General features: G+C 47.7%; 13 protein-coding genes, 2 tRNA genes, 3 rRNA genes and 1 other RNA gene. All 19 read left to right on the forward strand.

Annotation, left to right across the window (positions count from 1 at the left end; all coding sequences use genetic code 11):
- Positions 1–128: 128 nt before the first annotated feature.
- Positions 129–698, forward strand: a complete 570-nt coding sequence (rpoE, locus tag V6669_RS00595) for a DNA-directed RNA polymerase subunit delta (RefSeq protein WP_091039194.1) — start codon at positions 129–131, stop codon at positions 696–698.
- Positions 699–1151: 453 nt separating this feature from the next.
- A complete protein-coding gene (locus V6669_RS00600; RefSeq protein ID WP_076217010.1) occupies positions 1152–2756 on the forward strand; it encodes a CTP synthase in 1605 nt (534 codons plus the stop codon).
- A 227-nt stretch (positions 2757–2983) separates the two neighbouring features.
- The gene (locus tag V6669_RS00605) at positions 2984–3370 is read left to right on the forward strand and encodes a response regulator (RefSeq protein WP_017691292.1); all 387 of its coding nucleotides are present in this window, start codon (positions 2984–2986) and stop codon (positions 3368–3370) included.
- A 260-nt stretch (positions 3371–3630) separates the two neighbouring features.
- Entirely contained in the window at positions 3631–4485 is an 855-nt protein-coding gene (gene fba, locus V6669_RS00610; protein ID WP_307540789.1) for a class II fructose-1,6-bisphosphate aldolase, read from the forward strand.
- A gap of 147 nt (positions 4486–4632) precedes the next feature.
- Positions 4633–5886: a UDP-N-acetylglucosamine 1-carboxyvinyltransferase gene (locus V6669_RS00615; RefSeq protein WP_017691290.1), complete on the forward strand. Its 1254-nt coding sequence runs from the start codon at positions 4633–4635 to the stop codon at positions 5884–5886.
- A 465-nt stretch (positions 5887–6351) separates the two neighbouring features.
- Complete coding sequence (gene rho / locus V6669_RS00620; protein ID WP_036607258.1) at positions 6352–7677, forward strand: transcription termination factor Rho; 1326 nt, start codon at positions 6352–6354, stop codon at positions 7675–7677.
- 97 nt (positions 7678–7774) lie between these two features.
- Complete coding sequence (locus V6669_RS00625) at positions 7775–9049, forward strand: radical SAM protein (RefSeq protein ID WP_074092949.1); 1275 nt, start codon at positions 7775–7777, stop codon at positions 9047–9049.
- 102 nt (positions 9050–9151) lie between these two features.
- On the forward strand, positions 9152–9349 hold the full coding sequence (gene rpmE / locus V6669_RS00630) for a 50S ribosomal protein L31 (protein WP_036607255.1): 198 nt from the start codon (positions 9152–9154) through the stop codon (positions 9347–9349).
- A gap of 146 nt (positions 9350–9495) precedes the next feature.
- Positions 9496–9763: signal recognition particle sRNA large type (gene ffs / locus V6669_RS00635), an RNA gene on the forward strand.
- A 174-nt stretch (positions 9764–9937) separates the two neighbouring features.
- Positions 9938–11683 carry a DNA polymerase III subunit gamma/tau gene (gene dnaX / locus V6669_RS00640; protein ID WP_338589844.1) on the forward strand — a complete coding sequence of 582 codons (1746 nt, stop codon included), beginning with the start codon at positions 9938–9940 and terminating at the stop codon, positions 11681–11683.
- Positions 11684–11724: 41 nt separating this feature from the next.
- Complete coding sequence (locus tag V6669_RS00645) at positions 11725–12036, forward strand: YbaB/EbfC family nucleoid-associated protein (RefSeq protein WP_036607248.1); 312 nt, start codon at positions 11725–11727, stop codon at positions 12034–12036.
- A gap of 35 nt (positions 12037–12071) precedes the next feature.
- Positions 12072–12671: a recombination mediator RecR gene (recR, locus tag V6669_RS00650; protein WP_062838113.1), complete on the forward strand. Its 600-nt coding sequence runs from the start codon at positions 12072–12074 to the stop codon at positions 12669–12671.
- A 184-nt stretch (positions 12672–12855) separates the two neighbouring features.
- Complete coding sequence (locus V6669_RS00655; protein WP_036607244.1) at positions 12856–13131, forward strand: DUF2508 family protein; 276 nt, start codon at positions 12856–12858, stop codon at positions 13129–13131.
- A gap of 34 nt (positions 13132–13165) precedes the next feature.
- Entirely contained in the window at positions 13166–13435 is a 270-nt protein-coding gene (locus V6669_RS00660) for a pro-sigmaK processing inhibitor BofA family protein (RefSeq protein WP_315939840.1), read from the forward strand.
- A 347-nt stretch (positions 13436–13782) separates the two neighbouring features.
- Positions 13783–15335 (forward strand): 16S ribosomal RNA (locus V6669_RS00665).
- Between the two features lie 100 nt (positions 15336–15435).
- Positions 15436–15552: ribosomal RNA gene (gene rrf / locus V6669_RS00670) — 5S ribosomal RNA — on the forward strand.
- A 36-nt stretch (positions 15553–15588) separates the two neighbouring features.
- A tRNA-Ile gene (locus V6669_RS00675) sits at positions 15589–15665 on the forward strand.
- A 22-nt stretch (positions 15666–15687) separates the two neighbouring features.
- Positions 15688–15763: transfer RNA gene (locus tag V6669_RS00680), tRNA-Ala, on the forward strand.
- A 203-nt stretch (positions 15764–15966) separates the two neighbouring features.
- Positions 15967–18892: ribosomal RNA gene (locus tag V6669_RS00685) — 23S ribosomal RNA — on the forward strand.
- Together the 16S, 23S and 5S rRNA genes with 2 tRNA genes alongside form the textbook arrangement of a ribosomal RNA operon.
- The last annotated feature ends 15 nt before the right edge of the window (positions 18893–18907 follow it).

Genomic DNA, 18907 nt, shown 5'->3' on the forward strand with positions numbered 1-18907 from the left:
CCGTACATAAAAACTTGCTTTTTAACGCTAAATAGGTTTTACTTAGGTTTGTTAATGGATATGTTATACGTAACAGTCCAGTTCGTAGGGGTTAAAAAGTGAATTTTGTGTGAGAGGAAGTGTCTGCAGTGAGTACCTCGCTCAATTTGAAAATTGATAAAGAAAAGGTAAAAGAGATCCCTTTGGTGGACCTTGCCTTTATGGTGCTGAAAGCGGCTAATACGCCGTATTACTATCGTGACTTGATGAATGAGGTAGCGAAGCAGCGCGGAATGACTGATGAAGAAATCAACGAGTTTATCGCCCAGCTATATACCGAGATTAATATCGATGGCCGTTTTGCTTGCGTCGGTACAAGTCTGTGGGGCTTGAAGCGCTGGTATCCGGTAGCTGGAACAGAAGATTCCATGACGGGTGCGAAGCGTCCGCGTATCATCAACGATGAAGACGATGATCTGGAAGATGAAGACTTCGGTGAAGAAGAAGACAGCTATAACAGCGATGAAGACTTCGACAGCCCGGATAAAGACGAAGATGAAGACGAAGAAGATGAAGACGAAGACGACATCTTTGACGAAGAAGACAGCGAAGAAGAAGTGCTGGTTGAAGATGACGATCTGGAAGATGAAGACCTCGAAGAAGACGAAGAAGAGTCCGAAAACGAGGATGAATTTGACGACGATTCTGATAATCGGTAGTCATTTTTGACGTCTATAATTTACCCGTTTCCCCGGAATAGTCAGCCTTGACAGCGGACGGGGTAACGGGTAAACTATTGCATGGGCTTATGAATGAGCGACAATATATTTATGTTTTTTATAGAAGGTGCCCCGTCCTGCGGGAGTACTTTTTTTTGTATTTTTAGAGGCATAATTTTGCAAAATGATTTCTTTTCCGTATGCTCCCGGCCAACATTTCGTGGCCCGTTTTTGTATATCAAAAACACCAAATGGAATGAAGGCTACCGGAATATTTGCACCATTTTTTGCTGTAGAACAACGTGTATTTAAACCGTCTTCGCAGAAAGAGCAGTTCGCAGATGCAGGGAATTTCTGCCATTGCTCTTTTTAACGATGATTACCTGGGAAACAGGTTACGATAACACCATATATCGCCTGAATTTCTGTACTTATATTAGGAGGGTAATAACAGTGACAAAGTATATTTTCGTGACGGGCGGAGTTGTGTCCTCCCTGGGCAAAGGGATTACGGCTGCTTCTCTGGGCAGATTGCTGAAAAACAGAGGGCTTAAGGTAACAATCCAGAAATTTGATCCATATATTAACATCGACCCGGGAACAATGAGTCCTTATCAACATGGCGAGGTTTTTGTAACGGATGATGGCGCGGAAACGGATCTGGACCTTGGCCACTATGAACGTTTTATTGATATCAATCTCTCCAAAAACAGCAACGTCACGACTGGTAAAGTATACTCTTCCGTCATCAGCAAAGAGCGGCGCGGGGAATATCTGGGTGGAACGGTACAAGTTATTCCACACATTACGAACGAGATCAAAGAGCGTGTATTCCGCGCTGGACGTGAAGCAGGTTCGGATGTGGTTATTACGGAAATTGGCGGAACAGTGGGCGACATTGAGAGTTTGCCTTTCCTGGAAGCTATCCGTCAGATCAAGAGTGATGTAGGTCGCGACAATGTGATGTACATTCACGTAACACTTATTCCTTATATCAAAGCAGCTGGTGAAGTGAAAACAAAACCAACGCAACATAGTGTTAAGGAATTACGCAGCATCGGTATTCAACCGAATGTGATTGTATGCCGTACGGAGTATGAACTGTCTAAAGACATGAAAGCCAAGATCGCTCTCTTCTGCGACATTGATGAGAATGCCGTGGTTGAATGTCGTGATGCAGACACGTTGTATCAAGTACCTCTGAACCTGCGTGAAGAAGGCTTGGATGAGATCGTGGTAAATCACCTCAAACTGACTACTCCTGCACCGGATATGAGCGAGTGGGAAGGGCTGGTTGACCGGATCAACAAATTGGAGCATACAGTTGAGATCGCTATTGTTGGTAAATATGTAGCGTTGCATGATGCATACCTGAGTGTTGTTGAGTCGTTGTCTCATGCAGGATTTGCATCCAATGCCGATGTGAAAATCCGCTGGGTTCCTTCTGAAGATATTACGGATGAGAATGTAGGCGACCTGTTGCATGGTATTGGTGGTATCCTTGTTCCTGGCGGATTCGGAGATCGTGGTATTGAAGGTAAAGTATCGGCAATCCGTTATGCTCGTGAGAAACAAATTCCGTTCTTCGGTATTTGCCTGGGTATGCAGGTTTCCGTTATTGAATATGCACGTTCCATCGTTGGTTTGAATGGTGCGAACAGCTCCGAGATTAATCCGGCTACGGAATTCCCTGTGATCGATCTGTTGCCTGAGCAAAAAGATATCGAGAATCTGGGTGGCACGATGCGTCTGGGGCTGTATCCTTGTAAGCTTCAGGAAGGTTCTTTGGCGATGGCTTGTTATGATGACGAGCTGGTGTATGAGAGACACCGTCACCGGTATGAGTTCAACAATGAATACCGTGAAACGATTGAAAAAGCTGGACTGGTTATCTCGGGTACATCCCCGGATGGACGTCTGGTTGAGATCGTGGAACTTCCAGGACACCCATGGTTCCTGGCGGTACAATTCCATCCGGAATTCACTTCCCGTCCGAACCGTCCGCAACCATTGTTCCGTGAGTTTGTAAAAGCTTCTCTGGAGAATGCGCAGAAGTAATACATGTTTTAGTGTTAACGTAATAGATATTGGGGATGTTCCTGGCAACCATAGCGGCTGCCTGAACATCCCTTTTTTTGCGTAAAGAGCAGGTGGAAATGCTTTTTGTCATTTTGTGAAGGTAGCAGGATTTTAATGGAAGAGGTAGAATACTTATCATGACGACTATGGGATAGTTATCCAGATTCGAAGATGTACATGCTTTCCTAATTCTAGGAGGTTACAGAGTGGAAGATAAAAAAGTTTTGATTGTTGATGACCAGAATGGTATCCGAATCCTGTTAATGGAAGTGTTCAGCAGTGAGGGGTATAACACGTTTCAAGCACCCAACGGCAAGGTTGCTCTGGAGATTGTGAATAATGACAAGCCTGACCTGGTATTGCTCGATATGAAGATTCCTGGGATGGACGGTCTGGAAATCCTGAAGCATATTAAAGAAATTGATCCGGGTATCAAGGTGATCATGATGACCGCTTATGGTGAACTGGACATGATTAAGGAAGCCACAGATCTCGGGGCGCTCATGCACTTTACGAAACCGTTTGATATCGACGAGATGCGAGTGGCTGTGAATATGCAACTTCGCAATGGTACCGCCAATAAATGCAGCTGAATCCTGTTGATACAGGATTTTTTTGCGTGTGGAGAACATAGAAGGTACTTGGTGGGAAAAGGGGGTATCTCACTCCTTCATCCGGGGAATATTGGAAATGGGGAAGTTATAAAGCGGTGTCTATGAAAACTGTGCTGCAAAGCACAGCATTTTTGCAAATGCTTGTTTAGTATTTGACATGGGATGTGGTATAATAAGCCCGTATGTGATTTCGGCTAAAAACCATAGACACAACCCAAACCCCTAGGAGGATTGAAACCATGCCATTAGTATCTATGACAGACATGTTGAACAAAGCACTTGAAGGAAAATATGCAGTTGGTCAATACAACATCAATAACCTTGAGTGGACTCAAGCTATTCTTGGTGCTGCTGAAGAAGAGAAATCCCCAGTAATCCTGGGTGTATCCGAAGGCGCAGCACGTCACATTGGTGGCTTCTACACTGTAGTTAAAATGGTAGAAGGACTTATCCACGACATGAAAATTACCGTTCCAGTTGCAATCCACCTGGACCACGGTTCAAGCTTCGACAAGTGTAAAGAAGCGATCGATGCTGGATTCACATCCGTTATGATCGACGGTTCCCACCACTCTATCGATGAGAACATCGAAATGACTAAAAAAGTTGTTGAATATGCACACGCTAAAGGCGTTTCTGTAGAAGCTGAAGTAGGTACTGTAGGCGGACAAGAAGACGACGTTATCGGCGGTATCATGTACGCTGACCTGAACGAGTGTATCCGTATCGTTAAAGAAACAGGTATCGACACATTGGCACCAGCTCTTGGTTCCGTACACGGTCCTTACCATGGCGAGCCTAACCTGGGCTTCAAAGAAATGGAAGAAGTTCGTGACGCGGTACAAGTTCCACTCGTATTGCACGGTGGTACAGGTATTCCTAAACACGACATCGACAAAGCCATTTCCCTGGGTACGTCCAAAATCAACGTAAACACAGAGAACCAAATTGCTTTTGCAAAAGTGGTTCGTGAAGTGCTTGCAGCTAAACCAGATGCTTACGATCCACGTACATTCATCGTACCAGGCCGTGAAGCAATCAAAGAAACCGTTAAAGGTAAAATCCGCGAGTTTGGTTCTAACAACAAAGCGTAATTTATCTTTACCAGTTCCATACTGTGAAATGGAAAAACACCGCCTAGCCGGTGTCTTTCCATTTTCACACCTTATTTCTACATCGGAAGCCAACAGCACGTATTGCCGTTCATCGGCTGCAAAACACGTAGGGGGACATTAAGCTTTATGGAAAAATTGATGATTAGTGGCGGACGTCCGTTACAGGGAACTGTAACTATAAGCGGCGCCAAGAACAGCGCCATTGCGCTTATTCCTGCAGCATTGCTTGCCGAGTCAGAAGTCGTGTTGGACAACCTGCCGCTTTTGAGTGACGTGGCGGTTTATGCAGAAATTTTGGAGGAACTCGGAGCACGTGTGACTTGGGAAGGCAGTCAGATGAAGATTGACCCTTCTGACATCAAATCCATTCCTATGCCGAATGGTCCCGTGAAGAAGCTTCGCGCTTCGTATTATATGATGGGTGCATTGCTAGGGCGTTTCAAAGAAGCGACCATAGGTTTACCAGGGGGCTGTAATTTTGAGCCTCGTCCAATTGATCAACATATCAAAGGTTTTGAAGCGCTTGGCGCAACCGTAACAAACGAACATGGCTCCATTCATTTGCATGCCAAAGAGCTGCGCGGAGCAAAAATCTATCTTGATGTAAGCAGTGTCGGCGCAACCATTAATATCATGCTGGCGGCTACTCGTGCCAAAGGCTCTACAATTATCGAAAACGCGGCTAAAGAGCCTGAGATTATAGATGTAGCAACACTTCTGAATTCCATGGGTGCCAGCATCAAGGGTGCAGGTACCGAAACGATCCGTATCGAAGGGGTCTCGGAGCTTAAAGGCTGCCGTCATTCCATCATTCCGGACCGTATCCAAGCAGGTACGTATATGATCGCTGCAGCGGCGACGCGCGGAGATGTTCTGATTGACAATGTGATTCCCAAACATCTGGAAGCTTTAACGGCAAAGCTGCTGGAGATGGGTGTTGGCATTGAGGAATTGGATGAAAGTATACGTGTCATTGGTAAACCAAGCTATAACCACGTTGACGTGAAGGCACTTGTATATCCTGGTTTCCCAACGGATCTACAGTCACCCATGACCAGTGTTTTAACACAGGCAACCGGTGTGAGTGTCCTGAGCGACTTTGTATACAGTAATCGATTCAAGCATGTGCCTGAGTTGGTGCGGATGGGTGCAAAGATTCGAGTAGAAGGACGGTCAGCGATTATTGAAGGCAGTGCATTAAATGCAGCCAAAGTAAAAGCATCCGATCTTCGCGCTGGAGCAGCGCTGGTGATTGCAGGTCTCACCGTCAGTGAAGGTGTGACTGAAGTAACGGGGGTCGAATATATCGACCGCGGTTATGATCATCTGGTGACTAATCTGCGTCTGCTCGGTGCAGATGTATGGCGGGAAACTGATTAATAGGAAGCGTTATGCATGATTCAGTCATAAACATGTTTATTTTAACTGAACTGCATATCTTTTCGATGATTAGGTAAACCTGTTTTAATAGAGTTCTCAGTCTCTCCGGCATAAGACGAAATGTTTCTGTTTCCTTTACCGGAGGGTCTTTTTTTGAATTAAACTTCATATGGCTGTAAGAACATCATTTCTCATCCCCAACCCCCGGTTTTGTTTGAACTGCGCTCCATAGCCGGTCTATCCGGATTGATCGCCTCAATGCATCGTTCACTCAATAGCGGATCTTGCCGAATGTTGGCCATCCCACCCGGAAACTTACACTCAAAGACAAGTATTTGCATTATAACGGTTACATTCCGTACAATGGACAGAAGAGATTGTGGCAGACGCCGCTCTCTATAGCCGGAACATCTAGCGAAACTATCCATTTCACACGGACTTATTAATTGAATAGGTGGTTATTATATGGATCTACAAATTTCCGATTTGGAAGAAATGAAACTAACGGACCTTTACAAACTGGCCAAAAAATATCAGATACCTTACTATGGTACGTTAAAAAAGAAAGAATTAATCTTTGCTATACTACGTGCACAAGCTGAACAAAGCGGCCTGATGTTCATGCAAGGTGTACTCGAGATTTTACCTGAAGGTTACGGATTCTTAAGACCAATTAACTACTTGCCAAGTACGGAAGACATTTATATCTCAGCTTCTCAGATTCGCAAGTTTGACCTAAGAACAGGTGACCTCGTATCAGGTAAGTGTAGAACGCCTAAGGAAAACGAGAGATACTTCGGTTTGTTGCAAGTCAACGCTGTAAATGGTGAGAATCCATCGGCGGCTGCAGAGCGACTTCACTTCCCGGCACTAACCCCACTGTATCCGCAGAAAAAACTGGTTCTCGAAACATCCCCCAACCATTTGTCCACACGAATTATGGATGTGCTCGCCCCGGTAGGATTGGGACAGCGCGGATTGATCGTAGCACCTCCCAAAGCGGGTAAAACGCTTCTCCTCAAAGAAATTGCCAACAGCATCTCAACTAACAATCCTGAAATTGAACTGTTTGTCCTGTTGATTGATGAACGTCCAGAGGAAGTAACGGATATGTCGCGTTCGGTAAAAGGGGAAGTTGTGGCTTCAACATTTGATGAACTGCCTGAGAATCATATCAAGGTGGCAGAATTGGTACTTGAACGTGCGCTTCGTTTGGTTGAGGCTAAAAAGGATGTCGTTATCCTGCTGGATAGCATTACGCGTCTTGCCCGTGCATATAACCTGGTTATTCCACCATCCGGTCGTACACTTAGTGGTGGTATTGATCCAGCTGCGTTCCATCGTCCGAAACGTTTCTTCGGTTCTGCCCGGAATGTGGAAGAAGGCGGAAGCTTGACGATTCTGGCAACTGCATTAATTGATACCGGTTCACGTATGGATGACGTCATTTATGAAGAGTTTAAGGGTACGGGTAATATGGAGCTGCATCTGGACCGTCGTCTGGCTGAACGTCGTATATTCCCGGCAATCGACATTCGTCGTTCCGGTACCCGTCGTGAAGAAGTGTTGCTCAGCAAGGAAGAGTTGGATACAATCTGGGCAATTCGTAAAAACATGAATGATTCCCATGACTTTGTCGAAGGATTCCTGAAAAAACTTCGTAACAGCAAGACAAATGCAGAGTTTTTGGCGGCATTTGATTCGGCTGGTAATAGCCCGACAAGCAATTCCGGTACAACAACAACCCGTCGTTCACCTAGACAGACAGCTACGTCAGGTACATCGACGTAAGCGTCATTTAATTAATCACTTTCTTTTTGCAGCATTGCTGTAAATGTTACAATACACTCGTCGTTAGGTTTAACCCATTAGATGTGAGGAGAACATCATGTATTTAGTATACGCAGATGAAAAAGGTAATGTATTTGATCACCCTTCCCTGTACGGGCTTGCCCGCAGTGGAGATATGATCGTTGAGATTATGGAAGATGAACTTATCCCTTTGCCAGAGGGTGCAACGTTGGTAGGACTCCCGAGTACCCGGCCCATTGGTATGGACCCGGATACCGGTGAGATGCTGCCAATGCCAACGGACACACAGGCTGTAGGTGCGTTGCTTCCACAGGGATTCACTCGTTTGTGTCTCCCTGGTTATGTGAAGACGGATAAAGAGTATAAGTTGCCGTTGTTCGGTTATTCCGCAGTAGTTTGGAAAGATGGCGGTTTCTATGTCACCGCTTCGAAGTCGGATAGTCCTGAAAAATGGAATCCGCTCAACTGTGATCGTGACGATGTACGTTCAGGGGTTAAACGATTGACAGAGCAATACCCCGAGAACCGTCTCTACACCCATCTATCCAACTGTGCGCTTGGGTATGAATGTCTAACTTCATCGAACACGTTCCTGAATCGTTGGGAAGGTGGAGTGCCGGTATCCTATTCTTGCAATGCAGGCTGTTTCGGGTGTATCTCCGAGCAACCGGATGATAGCGGCTTTGTTTCCCCGCAGACACGTATGAACTTTCGACCACGTGTGGATGAGATTGTAGAAGTTATGCTGGAACACCTGAAGACGCCGGAGTCCATCATTAGCTTTGGACAAGGTTGTGAAGGGGAGCCTTCCACACAGGCCAAGCTGATCATAGAAGCGATTCGCGAAGTTCGTTCCGTAACGGACATGGGGTATATCAACATTAATACCAATGCCGGTCTGAACGATCACATTAGAGGTATTGTAGATGCTGGATTGGATCTGATGCGCGTAAGTACAATTAGTGCACTGGATGACCACTATAACGCCTACTATAAACCGCGTGGTTATACCTTAGCCAATGTTGAGAAATCGATGAAATACGCAGCGCAGCAGGGTGTATACACCTCCATTAACTATCTGATCTTCCCAGGTGTAACAGATCGTGAAGAAGAGATTGAGGCGATGATTGAGTTTGCAAGAAGAACCGATCTGCGCTTGATTCAGATGCGTAATCTCAATATTGATCCGGAGAGTTATCTGGAATTAATCCCTCCAGCTCAAGGTGATATCTTGGGCATGAAGCAGATGATTGAGATTTTTGAAGACGAGTTGCCTGATGTTGTGATCGGATCGTATACCCATGTTCCACCTGCTGGAATGGCACGTCCAAAACGGTTGATTACCTCATAACAATAATGGATTGCAACAGGCACAAGGCCGTGTTATAATCTCAGAGTTGTGCCATTTACTCTGGGTCCGCTTGAGGCTCAGGGCGGAAAGAGGTGAAAGGTAATGAAAGAAGCAATTCATCCTAATTACACGATTGGTCAAGTATCTTGCGCTTGCGGGAATACTTTTGAGACAGGTTCGGTTAAAGACGGACTTCGTGTAGAGATTTGCTCCGCGTGCCACCCGTTCTTCACAGGTAAACAGAAGTTTATCGATGCTGGCGGCCGTGTTGATCGTTTCAAAAAGAAATACGGAATCTAATTGGACAATTCTTGGAGTTGTCTGCTAATTGCATCCAACACACCCCTGCTGATCTGGCAGGGGTTTTTATATGTTATATGTAAGCATAGTCGCTTCCGAGTTCCTCTGGTTGCAATTTGGATAACCTTACGTTATACTATTTCTTACCGTGCTAGATGGGGAGGTAGCGGTGCCCTGTAACTCGCAATCCGCTATAGCGAGGTTGAATTCCTGCTAGAGGTTTTGCCGATGTGAGGTTTGGTCCCTAAACGTGGTGTTGACGGTTGGGTCCTCCGCAATGAGTACTCATGAACCTGGTCAGGTCCGGAAGGAAGCAGCCATAAGTGAGATCACTCTTGTGCCGGAGGGTTGCCTAGCCCGAGCTATTGTTCAGGGGTGCCACTTGGATCGCAAATATCGATAGCAGGTGCACGGCTTACCTTTTAAATGTAGAGACCTTTGCAGTTGTATGTATGCAGAGGTCTTTTTGATATGTCTTAATAAACCACGCATGAATGAGTCAGATAAAGTTTGGATTCACCCTGGAATATAGTATAATAGGGGAACGACAAAGGACTCGAATGCGAAGTGGAAGGAAGGTAACGCATCATGGAGCATATCGCGTTATACCGGGCTTGGCGTCCCCAGTCGTTTCAAGATATGGTGGGGCAACAGCATATTATTCAGACCTTGCAGAACGCGATTCGTGAACAGCGGACTTCCCATGCCTACTTATTTAGCGGGCCCAGAGGAACGGGAAAGACAAGTGCCGCCAAGATTTTGGCCAAAGCTGTGAACTGCGAACGTGGGCCTGCGCCTGAACCTTGTAACGAGTGTGAAGCTTGCCGCAGAATTACGACTGGCGCTGTGATGGATGTGCAGGAGATTGATGCTGCATCCAATCGGGGCGTTGAAGAAATCCGTGATCTTCGGGAAAAGGTTAAATATGCGCCAACCGAAGTCCGGCAGAAAGTCTATATTATTGATGAAGTGCACATGCTGACAACGGAGGCATTCAATGCTTTGCTCAAAACATTGGAAGAGCCACCACCACATGTGATGTTTATTTTGGCAACAACGGAACCGCACCGCCTTCCGGCTACCATTATATCGCGCTGTCAGCGATTTGATTTTCGCCGGGTATCCCTGGAAGAGCAGACAGCAAGACTTACACTGATCTGTGAACAGGAAGGCATGGAAGCTGACCAGGATGCGCTCCAATACATTGCCCGTTTATCGGACGGTGGAATGAGGGATGCACTTAGTGTGCTGGATCAGATCTCTTCATTTACGGATGGACGAGTAACGTACCAGCAGGTTATGGACATGACGGGTGGAATTGCTTCAGAGCAATTTGCCAAATTGGCTGCTTCGCTGCTCAAGGGTGATGTTGGTCATATTTTGCAGATGATTGAAGGTTTCATGCATGAAGGAAAGAGTGCAGACAAGTGCATGGAGAATTTACTGTATTATTTCCGTGATTTGCTTATGATTAAGATGGTACCTGATGCAGATAAACTGACGGACCGGGTACTTAATCCGGAATCTTTCCGTGATATGGCGGAGTCATTCACCAGGGAACAACTGTTCCACATGATTGACACCCTTAATCGGTACCAGAGTGAAATGAAATATGCAGTACAACCACAGACATTATTTGAAGTTGCATTGCTTAAACTGTGTAGTATTCCAGCTCAAGGTGAGACCTCTGTTCAGGTGGGAGCTTCAGCTCATGCAGCACCTGTTGATGGGGGAGAGATCAACCGCTTGAAGCAGCAGCTTGCTGAGTTGGAGAAGAAGTTGGATCGTGCACTGAAAAGTGGTTTGTCTGGTGGAGAAGGTGCATCGAGTGCTCCATCTCGTCCGGCAACAAGGGCCCCTGTATCAAGAGGCAACTCGCCTGCGAAGCTTCCTGCACAGTTGGATCAGTATGTTGCGCGTAAGGGAGCCCCTGAGTTCGCAGAGATCAGCAAAAAATGGAGTCAGATCCTGCAACGAGTGAAGGAAGAGCGGGTTACCGTTCACGCCTGGTTTGTGGATGGTGAGCCGGTATCATTGCTTGAAGACAATGTATTGGTTGCTTTTAAAAACAACATTCACCGTGAAACGACGGAGAAGCAGGCTAACCGTGAAGTCATTGAGCGGGTGTTGTCCGAACAGCTAGGGCGTCCTGCACGATTGGTGACGATGATGCTCAAAGATTGGACCGGAGCAATGGAGGGAGCTTCTGAAGCGCCAAAGGAGGACTTTAAGCTTGAACCTGAGCATGAAGACGGCGGTTCAGGCAACAAACAGCCTTGGATTGATGAAGCCATCCAGCTCTTTGGTGAGGACCTTGTAGTGATCAAAGAATAATGCGCATAGCGCGATAACCATAACAAAGGAGATGAACAATTATGAACAACATGAACCAAATGATGAAACAAGTGAAGAAAATGCAGGAGCAAATGCTGAAAGCACAAGAGGAACTGGCGGATAAAACAGTCCAAGGTACTTCTGGTGGCGGTGTAGTGACGGCTGAAGTTAACGGACACAAGAAATTGCTTGCTATCACGATCAAACCTGAAGCTGTAGATCCGGAAGATGTTGAAATGTTGCAGGATCTCGTTATGACAGCTGTTAATGATGCAATGGCCAAAGCCGACGAGATTGCCAACAAGGATATGGGCAAGTTCACAGGCGGCATGAATATTCCGGGATTATTTTAATTAAAAATTGATCCTGTCAAAGGAGACACAATCGATTGTATTATCCCGAACCAATAGCCAAGCTGATTGATGCCTTCACCCGGTTGCCGGGTGTGGGTCCCAAGACAGCAGCGCGTTTAGCTTTTCATGTGCTTAACATGAAGGAAGATGACGTTATCGATTTTGCCAAGGCACTCGTAAGTGTGAAACGTAATCTTCATTACTGTTCTGTATGTTGTAATATCACTGATACGGACCCGTGTCGCATCTGTCAGGATAAGTCCAGGGATGTATCTGTAATCTGTGTAGTTCAGGATTCGAAAGATCTGGTGGCCATGGAGCGCACCAAGGAATTTGATGGATACTATCATGTGTTACAGGGCGCGATTTCACCTATGGAGGGAATCGGCCCAGACGATATTCGTTTGAAGGAACTCCTGATCCGATTAAGTGATGAACGTATAAAAGAGATCATCCTGGCGACGAACCCCAATATTGAGGGTGAGGCTACAGCGATGTACATCTCCCGGTTGGTGCGTCCGTTTGAGATCAGTGTGACCCGGATTGCGCATGGATTGCCTGTAGGTGGCGATCTTGAGTATGCGGATGAAGTGACCCTTTCCAAAGCATTGGAAGGGCGCAGGGAGATGCGTTAGTGTGATCAATTTGTATTACGTAGCGGACTTCCTTGGAAACTTCGGATGCTAAATAAGTTTCGATGTGTAAAGAGAGCCTTAGGGCTCTCTTTTTTTTGTGAAGAAAATGAATGCCCAAGTTCTAAGTTTGTCCTTTCCCTGATAAGTATGAGAATAGCTGTGTTGATCAGGAGGGGGAGAGTTTATGTTTTTGTGGCGAAATACACGGAACTCGGTAGAGAAACACAACAGAATGTTGAAGGAACTTGAGGCGGATCAGATCTATGCAGATATTCAGATGGCTAAGCAGGAATGGGAACGGGCTATGAGACAGTTCGAAGATGCACAGGGGCAAGATGAGATTGATTATGCCATTTATGTATTGGAGGCAGCTGAGCGGAAGTACCAGATCCATTTGAGAAGAGCAAAGCGAGCCAGAGCTAATGATGATGTTACATCACAGCGAGGGGTTAGTATGTAGAGTCAGGTTTACATTAAACATGGAGGTGTAACATATGAAGAGTATTATACTGGGGAGTGTATTAGTCGTATCGTTACTGGGACTTATCGTTGTTTTATTCAGAAAGCGGATAGGGTTATCGTTTTTCACGTCATTCGGAATTCATCTGGTGCTGGCTGCAGTAGGGATATACATCGTGAATTATTCCGGCTGGATTACAGGAACCTACATCCCGCTGAACCCTGCAACGATAGGGACTGTAACTGTTTTGGGATTGCCAGGTGTGGGGCTGTTATTAGGGTTGAAAATTTCTTTGTTCGGATAGTTGACTCGCGGGATATTTATATGGTACATTATATCTCGTTGCTTTGCTTGCTTGGTTAGATGCTTTAGATGAAATGAAGGAGTTCATTACGAACTTCGAAAAAGAATTTCAAAAAAACACTTGACCAAAACAAACGAAGTATGATATATTATAAAAGTCGCCGCTGAGAGAAAATGGTGACGAAAAACAAGTTTGATCTTTGAAAACTGAACAACGAGTGAGTAAACATTCTGCTTGCAGAATGAACGCGAAAGTTCGAGACAAGCCTTGGCTTGAATCGGCTGGAGCACAAATGAGATTTTTAATCTCGTCAGATTCAAAATGAGCTTATCGCTCTTTTCAATACTTTATTGGAGAGTTTGATCCTGGCTCAGGACGAACGCTGGCGGCATGCCTAATACATGCAAGTCGAGCGGACTTGAAGAGAAGCTTGCTTCTCGGATGGTTAGCGGCGGACGGGTGAGTAACACGTAGGCAACCTGCCCTCAAGTTTGGGACAACTACCGGAAACGGTAGCTAATACCGAATAGTTGTTTTCTTCGCCTGAAGGAAACTGGAAAGACGGAGCAATCTGTCACTTGGGGATGGGCCTGCGGCGCATTAGCTAGTTGGTGGGGTAACGGCTCACCAAGGCGACGATGCGTAGCCGACCTGAGAGGGTGATCGGCCACACTGGGACTGAGACACGGCCCAGACTCCTACGGGAGGCAGCAGTAGGGAATCTTCCGCAATGGGCGAAAGCCTGACGGAGCAATGCCGCGTGAGTGATGAAGGTTTTCGGATCGTAAAGCTCTGTTGCCAGGGAAGAACGCTTGGGAGAGTAACTGCTCTCAAGGTGACGGTACCTGAGAAGAAAGCCCCGGCTAACTACGTGCCAGCAGCCGCGGTAATACGTAGGGGGCAAGCGTTGTCCGGAATTATTGGGCGTAAAGCGCGCGCAGGCGGTCATTTAAGTCTGGTGTTTAATCCCGGGGCTCAACCCCGGATCGCACTGGAAACTGGGTGACTTGAGTGCAGAAGAGGAGAGTGGAATTCCACGTGTAGCGGTGAAATGCGTAGATATGTGGAGGAACACCAGTGGCGAAGGCGACTCTCTGGGCTGTAACTGACGCTGAGGCGCGAAAGCGTGGGGAGCAAACAGGATTAGATACCCTGGTAGTCCACGCCGTAAACGATGAGTGCTAGGTGTTAGGGGTTTCGATACCCTTGGTGCCGAAGTTAACACATTAAGCACTCCGCCTGGGGAGTACGGTCGCAAGACTGAAACTCAAAGGAATTGACGGGGACCCGCACAAGCAGTGGAGTATGTGGTTTAATTCGAAGCAACGCGAAGAACCTTACCAGGTCTTGACATCTGAATGACCGGTGCAGAGATGTACCTTTTCTTCGGAACATTCAAGACAGGTGGTGCATGGTTGTCGTCAGCTCGTGTCGTGAGATGTTGGGTTAAGTCCCGCAACGAGCGCAACCCTTATATTTAGTTGCCAGCATTTCGGATGGGCACTCTAGATAGACTGCCGGTGACAAACCGGAGGAAGGTGGGGATGACGTCAAATCATCATGCCCCTTATGACCTGGGCTACACACGTACTACAATGGCCGGTACAACGGGCTGCGAAATCGCGAGATGGAGCCAATCCCAACAAAGCCGGTCTCAGTTCGGATTGCAGGCTGCAACTCGCCTGCATGAAGTCGGAATTGCTAGTAATCGCGGATCAGCATGCCGCGGTGAATACGTTCCCGGGTCTTGTACACACCGCCCGTCACACCACGAGAGTTTATAACACCCGAAGTCGGTGGGGTAACCGCAAGGAGCCAGCCGCCGAAGGTGGGATAGATGATTGGGGTGAAGTCGTAACAAGGTAGCCGTATCGGAAGGTGCGGCTGGATCACCTCCTTTCTATGGAGAATCGTTTCCTGCAACGGAAACATTCAAATATGCAGCTTAGCTGCAAAACACTCACTCGTTGCTCAGTTTTGAGAGCTCAAACTCTCAAACGTTTGGTGGCGATAGCGAAGGGGTTCCACACGTTCCCATCCCGAACACGACCGTTAAGCCCTTCAGCGTCAATGGTACTTGGACCGCAGGGTCCTGGGAGAGTAGAACGCCGCCAAGCGTAACCCATTTTGGGTTCAAATAGTATATGTAATGTGGGCCCTTAGCTCAGTTGGTTAGAGCGCACCTCTGATAAGGGTGAGGCCGGTGGTTCGAGTCCACCAGGGCCCACCATCTATACCTTTAAATTTTATATGGGGCCATAGCTCAGCTGGGAGAGCGCCTGCCTTGCAAGCAGGAGGTCAGCGGTTCGATCCCGCTTGGCTCCACCAAAAATAATTTACAAGTTTGTTCTTTGAAAACTAGATATCGAAACGAAACAAACGCGAATTAGAACATTCCTTTAAGCTGATCTTGTGTAAACAAGTGAAGTGTTTTTATAAGGTAGATTGCATGAGCGAGTGATCGAAATGGAACGACTTTTGGATTTGCGCAAGCAAACCAAGCGGAGTGACAGCTCGAACACGAGCGATATGGTTAAGCTACTAAGAGCACACGGAGGATGCCTAGGCGCTAGGAGCCGATGAAGGACGTGGCGAACAACGAAACTGCCTCGGGGAGCTGTAAGCAAGCTTTGATCCGGGGGTGTCCGAATGGGGAAACCCAGCTGGGGTAATTTCCAGTTACTCACAACTGAATACATAGGTTGTGTAGAGGCATACCAGGGGAACTGAAACATCTAAGTACCCTGAGGAAGAGAAAACAATAGTGATTCCGTCAGTAGCGGCGAGCGAACGCGGAGAAGCCCAAACCAGAGAGCTTGCTCTTTGGGGTTGTGGGACGTCTCACATGGAGTTACAAAGGAACCGGTTAAGCGAAGAGGTCTGGAAAGGCCCGCCAAAGAAGGTAAAAGCCCTGTAGTTGAAAGTCTGTTCCCTCCGAGACGGATCCCGAGTAGTGCGGGGCACGTGAAACCCCGTATGAATCCGGCAGGACCATCTGCCAAGGCTAAATACTTCCTAGCGACCGATAGTGAAGCAGTACCGTGAGGGAAAGGTGAAAAGCACCCCGGAAGGGGAGTGAAATAGAACCTGAAACCGTGTGCTTACAAAAAGTCAGAGCCCGTTTTAGGGGTGATGGCGTGCCTTTTGTAGAATGAACCGGCGAGTTACGTTCCCGTGCAAGGTTAAGGTGAAGAGCCGGAGCCGCAGCGAAAGCGAGTCTGAATAGGGCGACTTAGTACGTGGACGTAGACCCGAAACCGGGTGATCTACCCCTGTCCAGGGTGAAGGTGCGGTAACACGCACTGGAGGCCCGAACCCACGCATGTTGAAAAATGCGGGGATGAGGTGGGGGTAGCGGAGAAATTCCAATCGAACTCGGAGATAGCTGGTTCTCCCCGAAATAGCTTTAGGGCTAGCCTCGGAAACTAGAGTCGTGGAGGTAGAGCACTGATTGGGTGCGGGGCCCGCAAGGGTTACCAAGCTCAGTCAAACTCCGAATGCCATAGACTTACTTCCGGGAGTCAGACAGTGAGTGCTAAGATCCATTGTCAAAAGGGAAACAGCCCAGACCATCAGCTAAGGTCCCCAAGTGTGTGTTAAGTGGGAAAGGATGTGGAGTTGCACAGACAACCAGGATGTTGGCTTAGAAGCAGCCACCATTGAAAGAGTGCGTAATAGCTCACTGGTCGAGTGACTCTGCGCCGAAAATGTAACGGGGCTAAACACACCACCGAAGCTATGGCTTGATGCTATGCATCAGGGGTAGGGGAGCGTTGTATAAGGGTTGAAGGTGTACCGTAAGGAGCGCTGGACATTATACAAGTGAGAATGCCGGTATGAGTAACGAAAAGATCAGTGAGAATCTGATCCGCCGAAAGCCTAAGGGTTCCTGAGGAAGGTTCGTCCGCTCAGGGTAAGTCGGGACCTAAGGCGAGGCCGAAAGGCGTAGTCGAAGGACAACAGGTCGAAATTCCTGTACCACCGTAAGCCGTTATGAGCAATGGGGGGACGCAGTAGGGTAGTGACGCGGACTGATGGATGTCCGTCTAAGCAGTAAGGCTGATGTGTAGGCAAATCCGCACATTGTAAGGCTGAGCTGTGATGGGGAGCGAAAATTGTAGTAGCGAAGGTCATGATCTCACACTGCCAAGAAAAGCCTCTAGCCAGGTGATGGTGCCCGTACCGCAAACCGACACAGGTAGGCGAGAAGAGTATTCTAAGGCGCGCGGAAGAACTCTCGTTAAGGAACTCGGCAAAATGACCCCGTAACTTCGGGAGAAGGGGTGCCCCGGTAGTGTGAATAGCACGAGGGGGCCGCAGTGAAAAGGCCCAAGCGACTGTTTAGCAAAAACACAGGTCTGTGCGAAGCCGTAAGGCGAAGTATACGGGCTGACGCCTGCCCGGTGCTGGAAGGTTAAGGGGAGTGGTTAGGAGCAATCCGAAGCTGTGAACCGAAGCCCCAGTAAACGGCGGCCGTAACTATAACGGTCCTAAGGTAGCGAAATTCCTTGTCAGGTAAATTCTGACCCGCACGAATGGCGTAACGACTTGGGCGCTGTCTCAACGAGAGATCCGGTGAAATTTTAATACCTGTGAAGATGCAGGTTACCCGCGACAAGACGGAAAGACCCCATGGAGCTTTACTGCAGCTTGATATTGAATTTGGGTACGATCTGTACAGGATAGGTGGGAGCCTTTGAAACGTGAGCGCCAGCTTGCGTGGAGGCAACGTTGGGATACCACCCTGATCGTATCTAGGTTCTAACCTGGTACCGTAATCCGGTGCGGGGACAGTGTCAGGTGGGCAGTTTGACTGGGGCGGTCGCCTCCTAAAGAGTAACGGAGGCGCCCAAAGGTTCCCTCAGAATGGTTGGAAATCATTCGAAGAGTGCAAAGGCATAAGGGAGCTTGACTGCGAGACCTACAAGTCGAGCAGGGACGAAAGTCGGGCTTAGTGATCCGGTGGTACCGCATGGAAGGGCCATCGCTCAACGGATAAAAGCTACCCTGGGGATAACAGGCTTATCTCCCCCAAGAGTCCACATCGACGGGGAGGTTTGGCACCTCGATGTCGGCTCATCGCATCCTGGGGCTGAAGTAGGTCCCAAGGGTTGGGCTGTTCGCCCATTAAAGCGGTACGCGAGCTGGGTTCAGAACGTCGTGAGACAGTTCGGTCCCTATCTGTCGTGGGCGTAGGAAATTTGAGAGGAGCTGTCCTTAGTACGAGAGGACCGGGATGGACGTACCGCTGGTGTACCAGTTGTTCCGCCAGGAGCACCGCTGGGTAGCTATGTACGGACGGGATAAACGCTGAAAGCATCTAAGCGTGAAGCCCCCCTCAAGATGAGATTTCCCAGTATGTAAGACCCCTTGAAGACGACGAGGTAGATAGGCTGGGGGTGGAAGTGCAGCAATGCATGGAGCTGACCAGTACTAATCGGTCGAGGGCTTATCCAATAGCAATTGATAATT

Source organism: Paenibacillus sp. Y5S-9, assembly GCF_036894235.1.
GTDB lineage: Bacteria > Bacillota > Bacilli > Paenibacillales > Paenibacillaceae > Paenibacillus.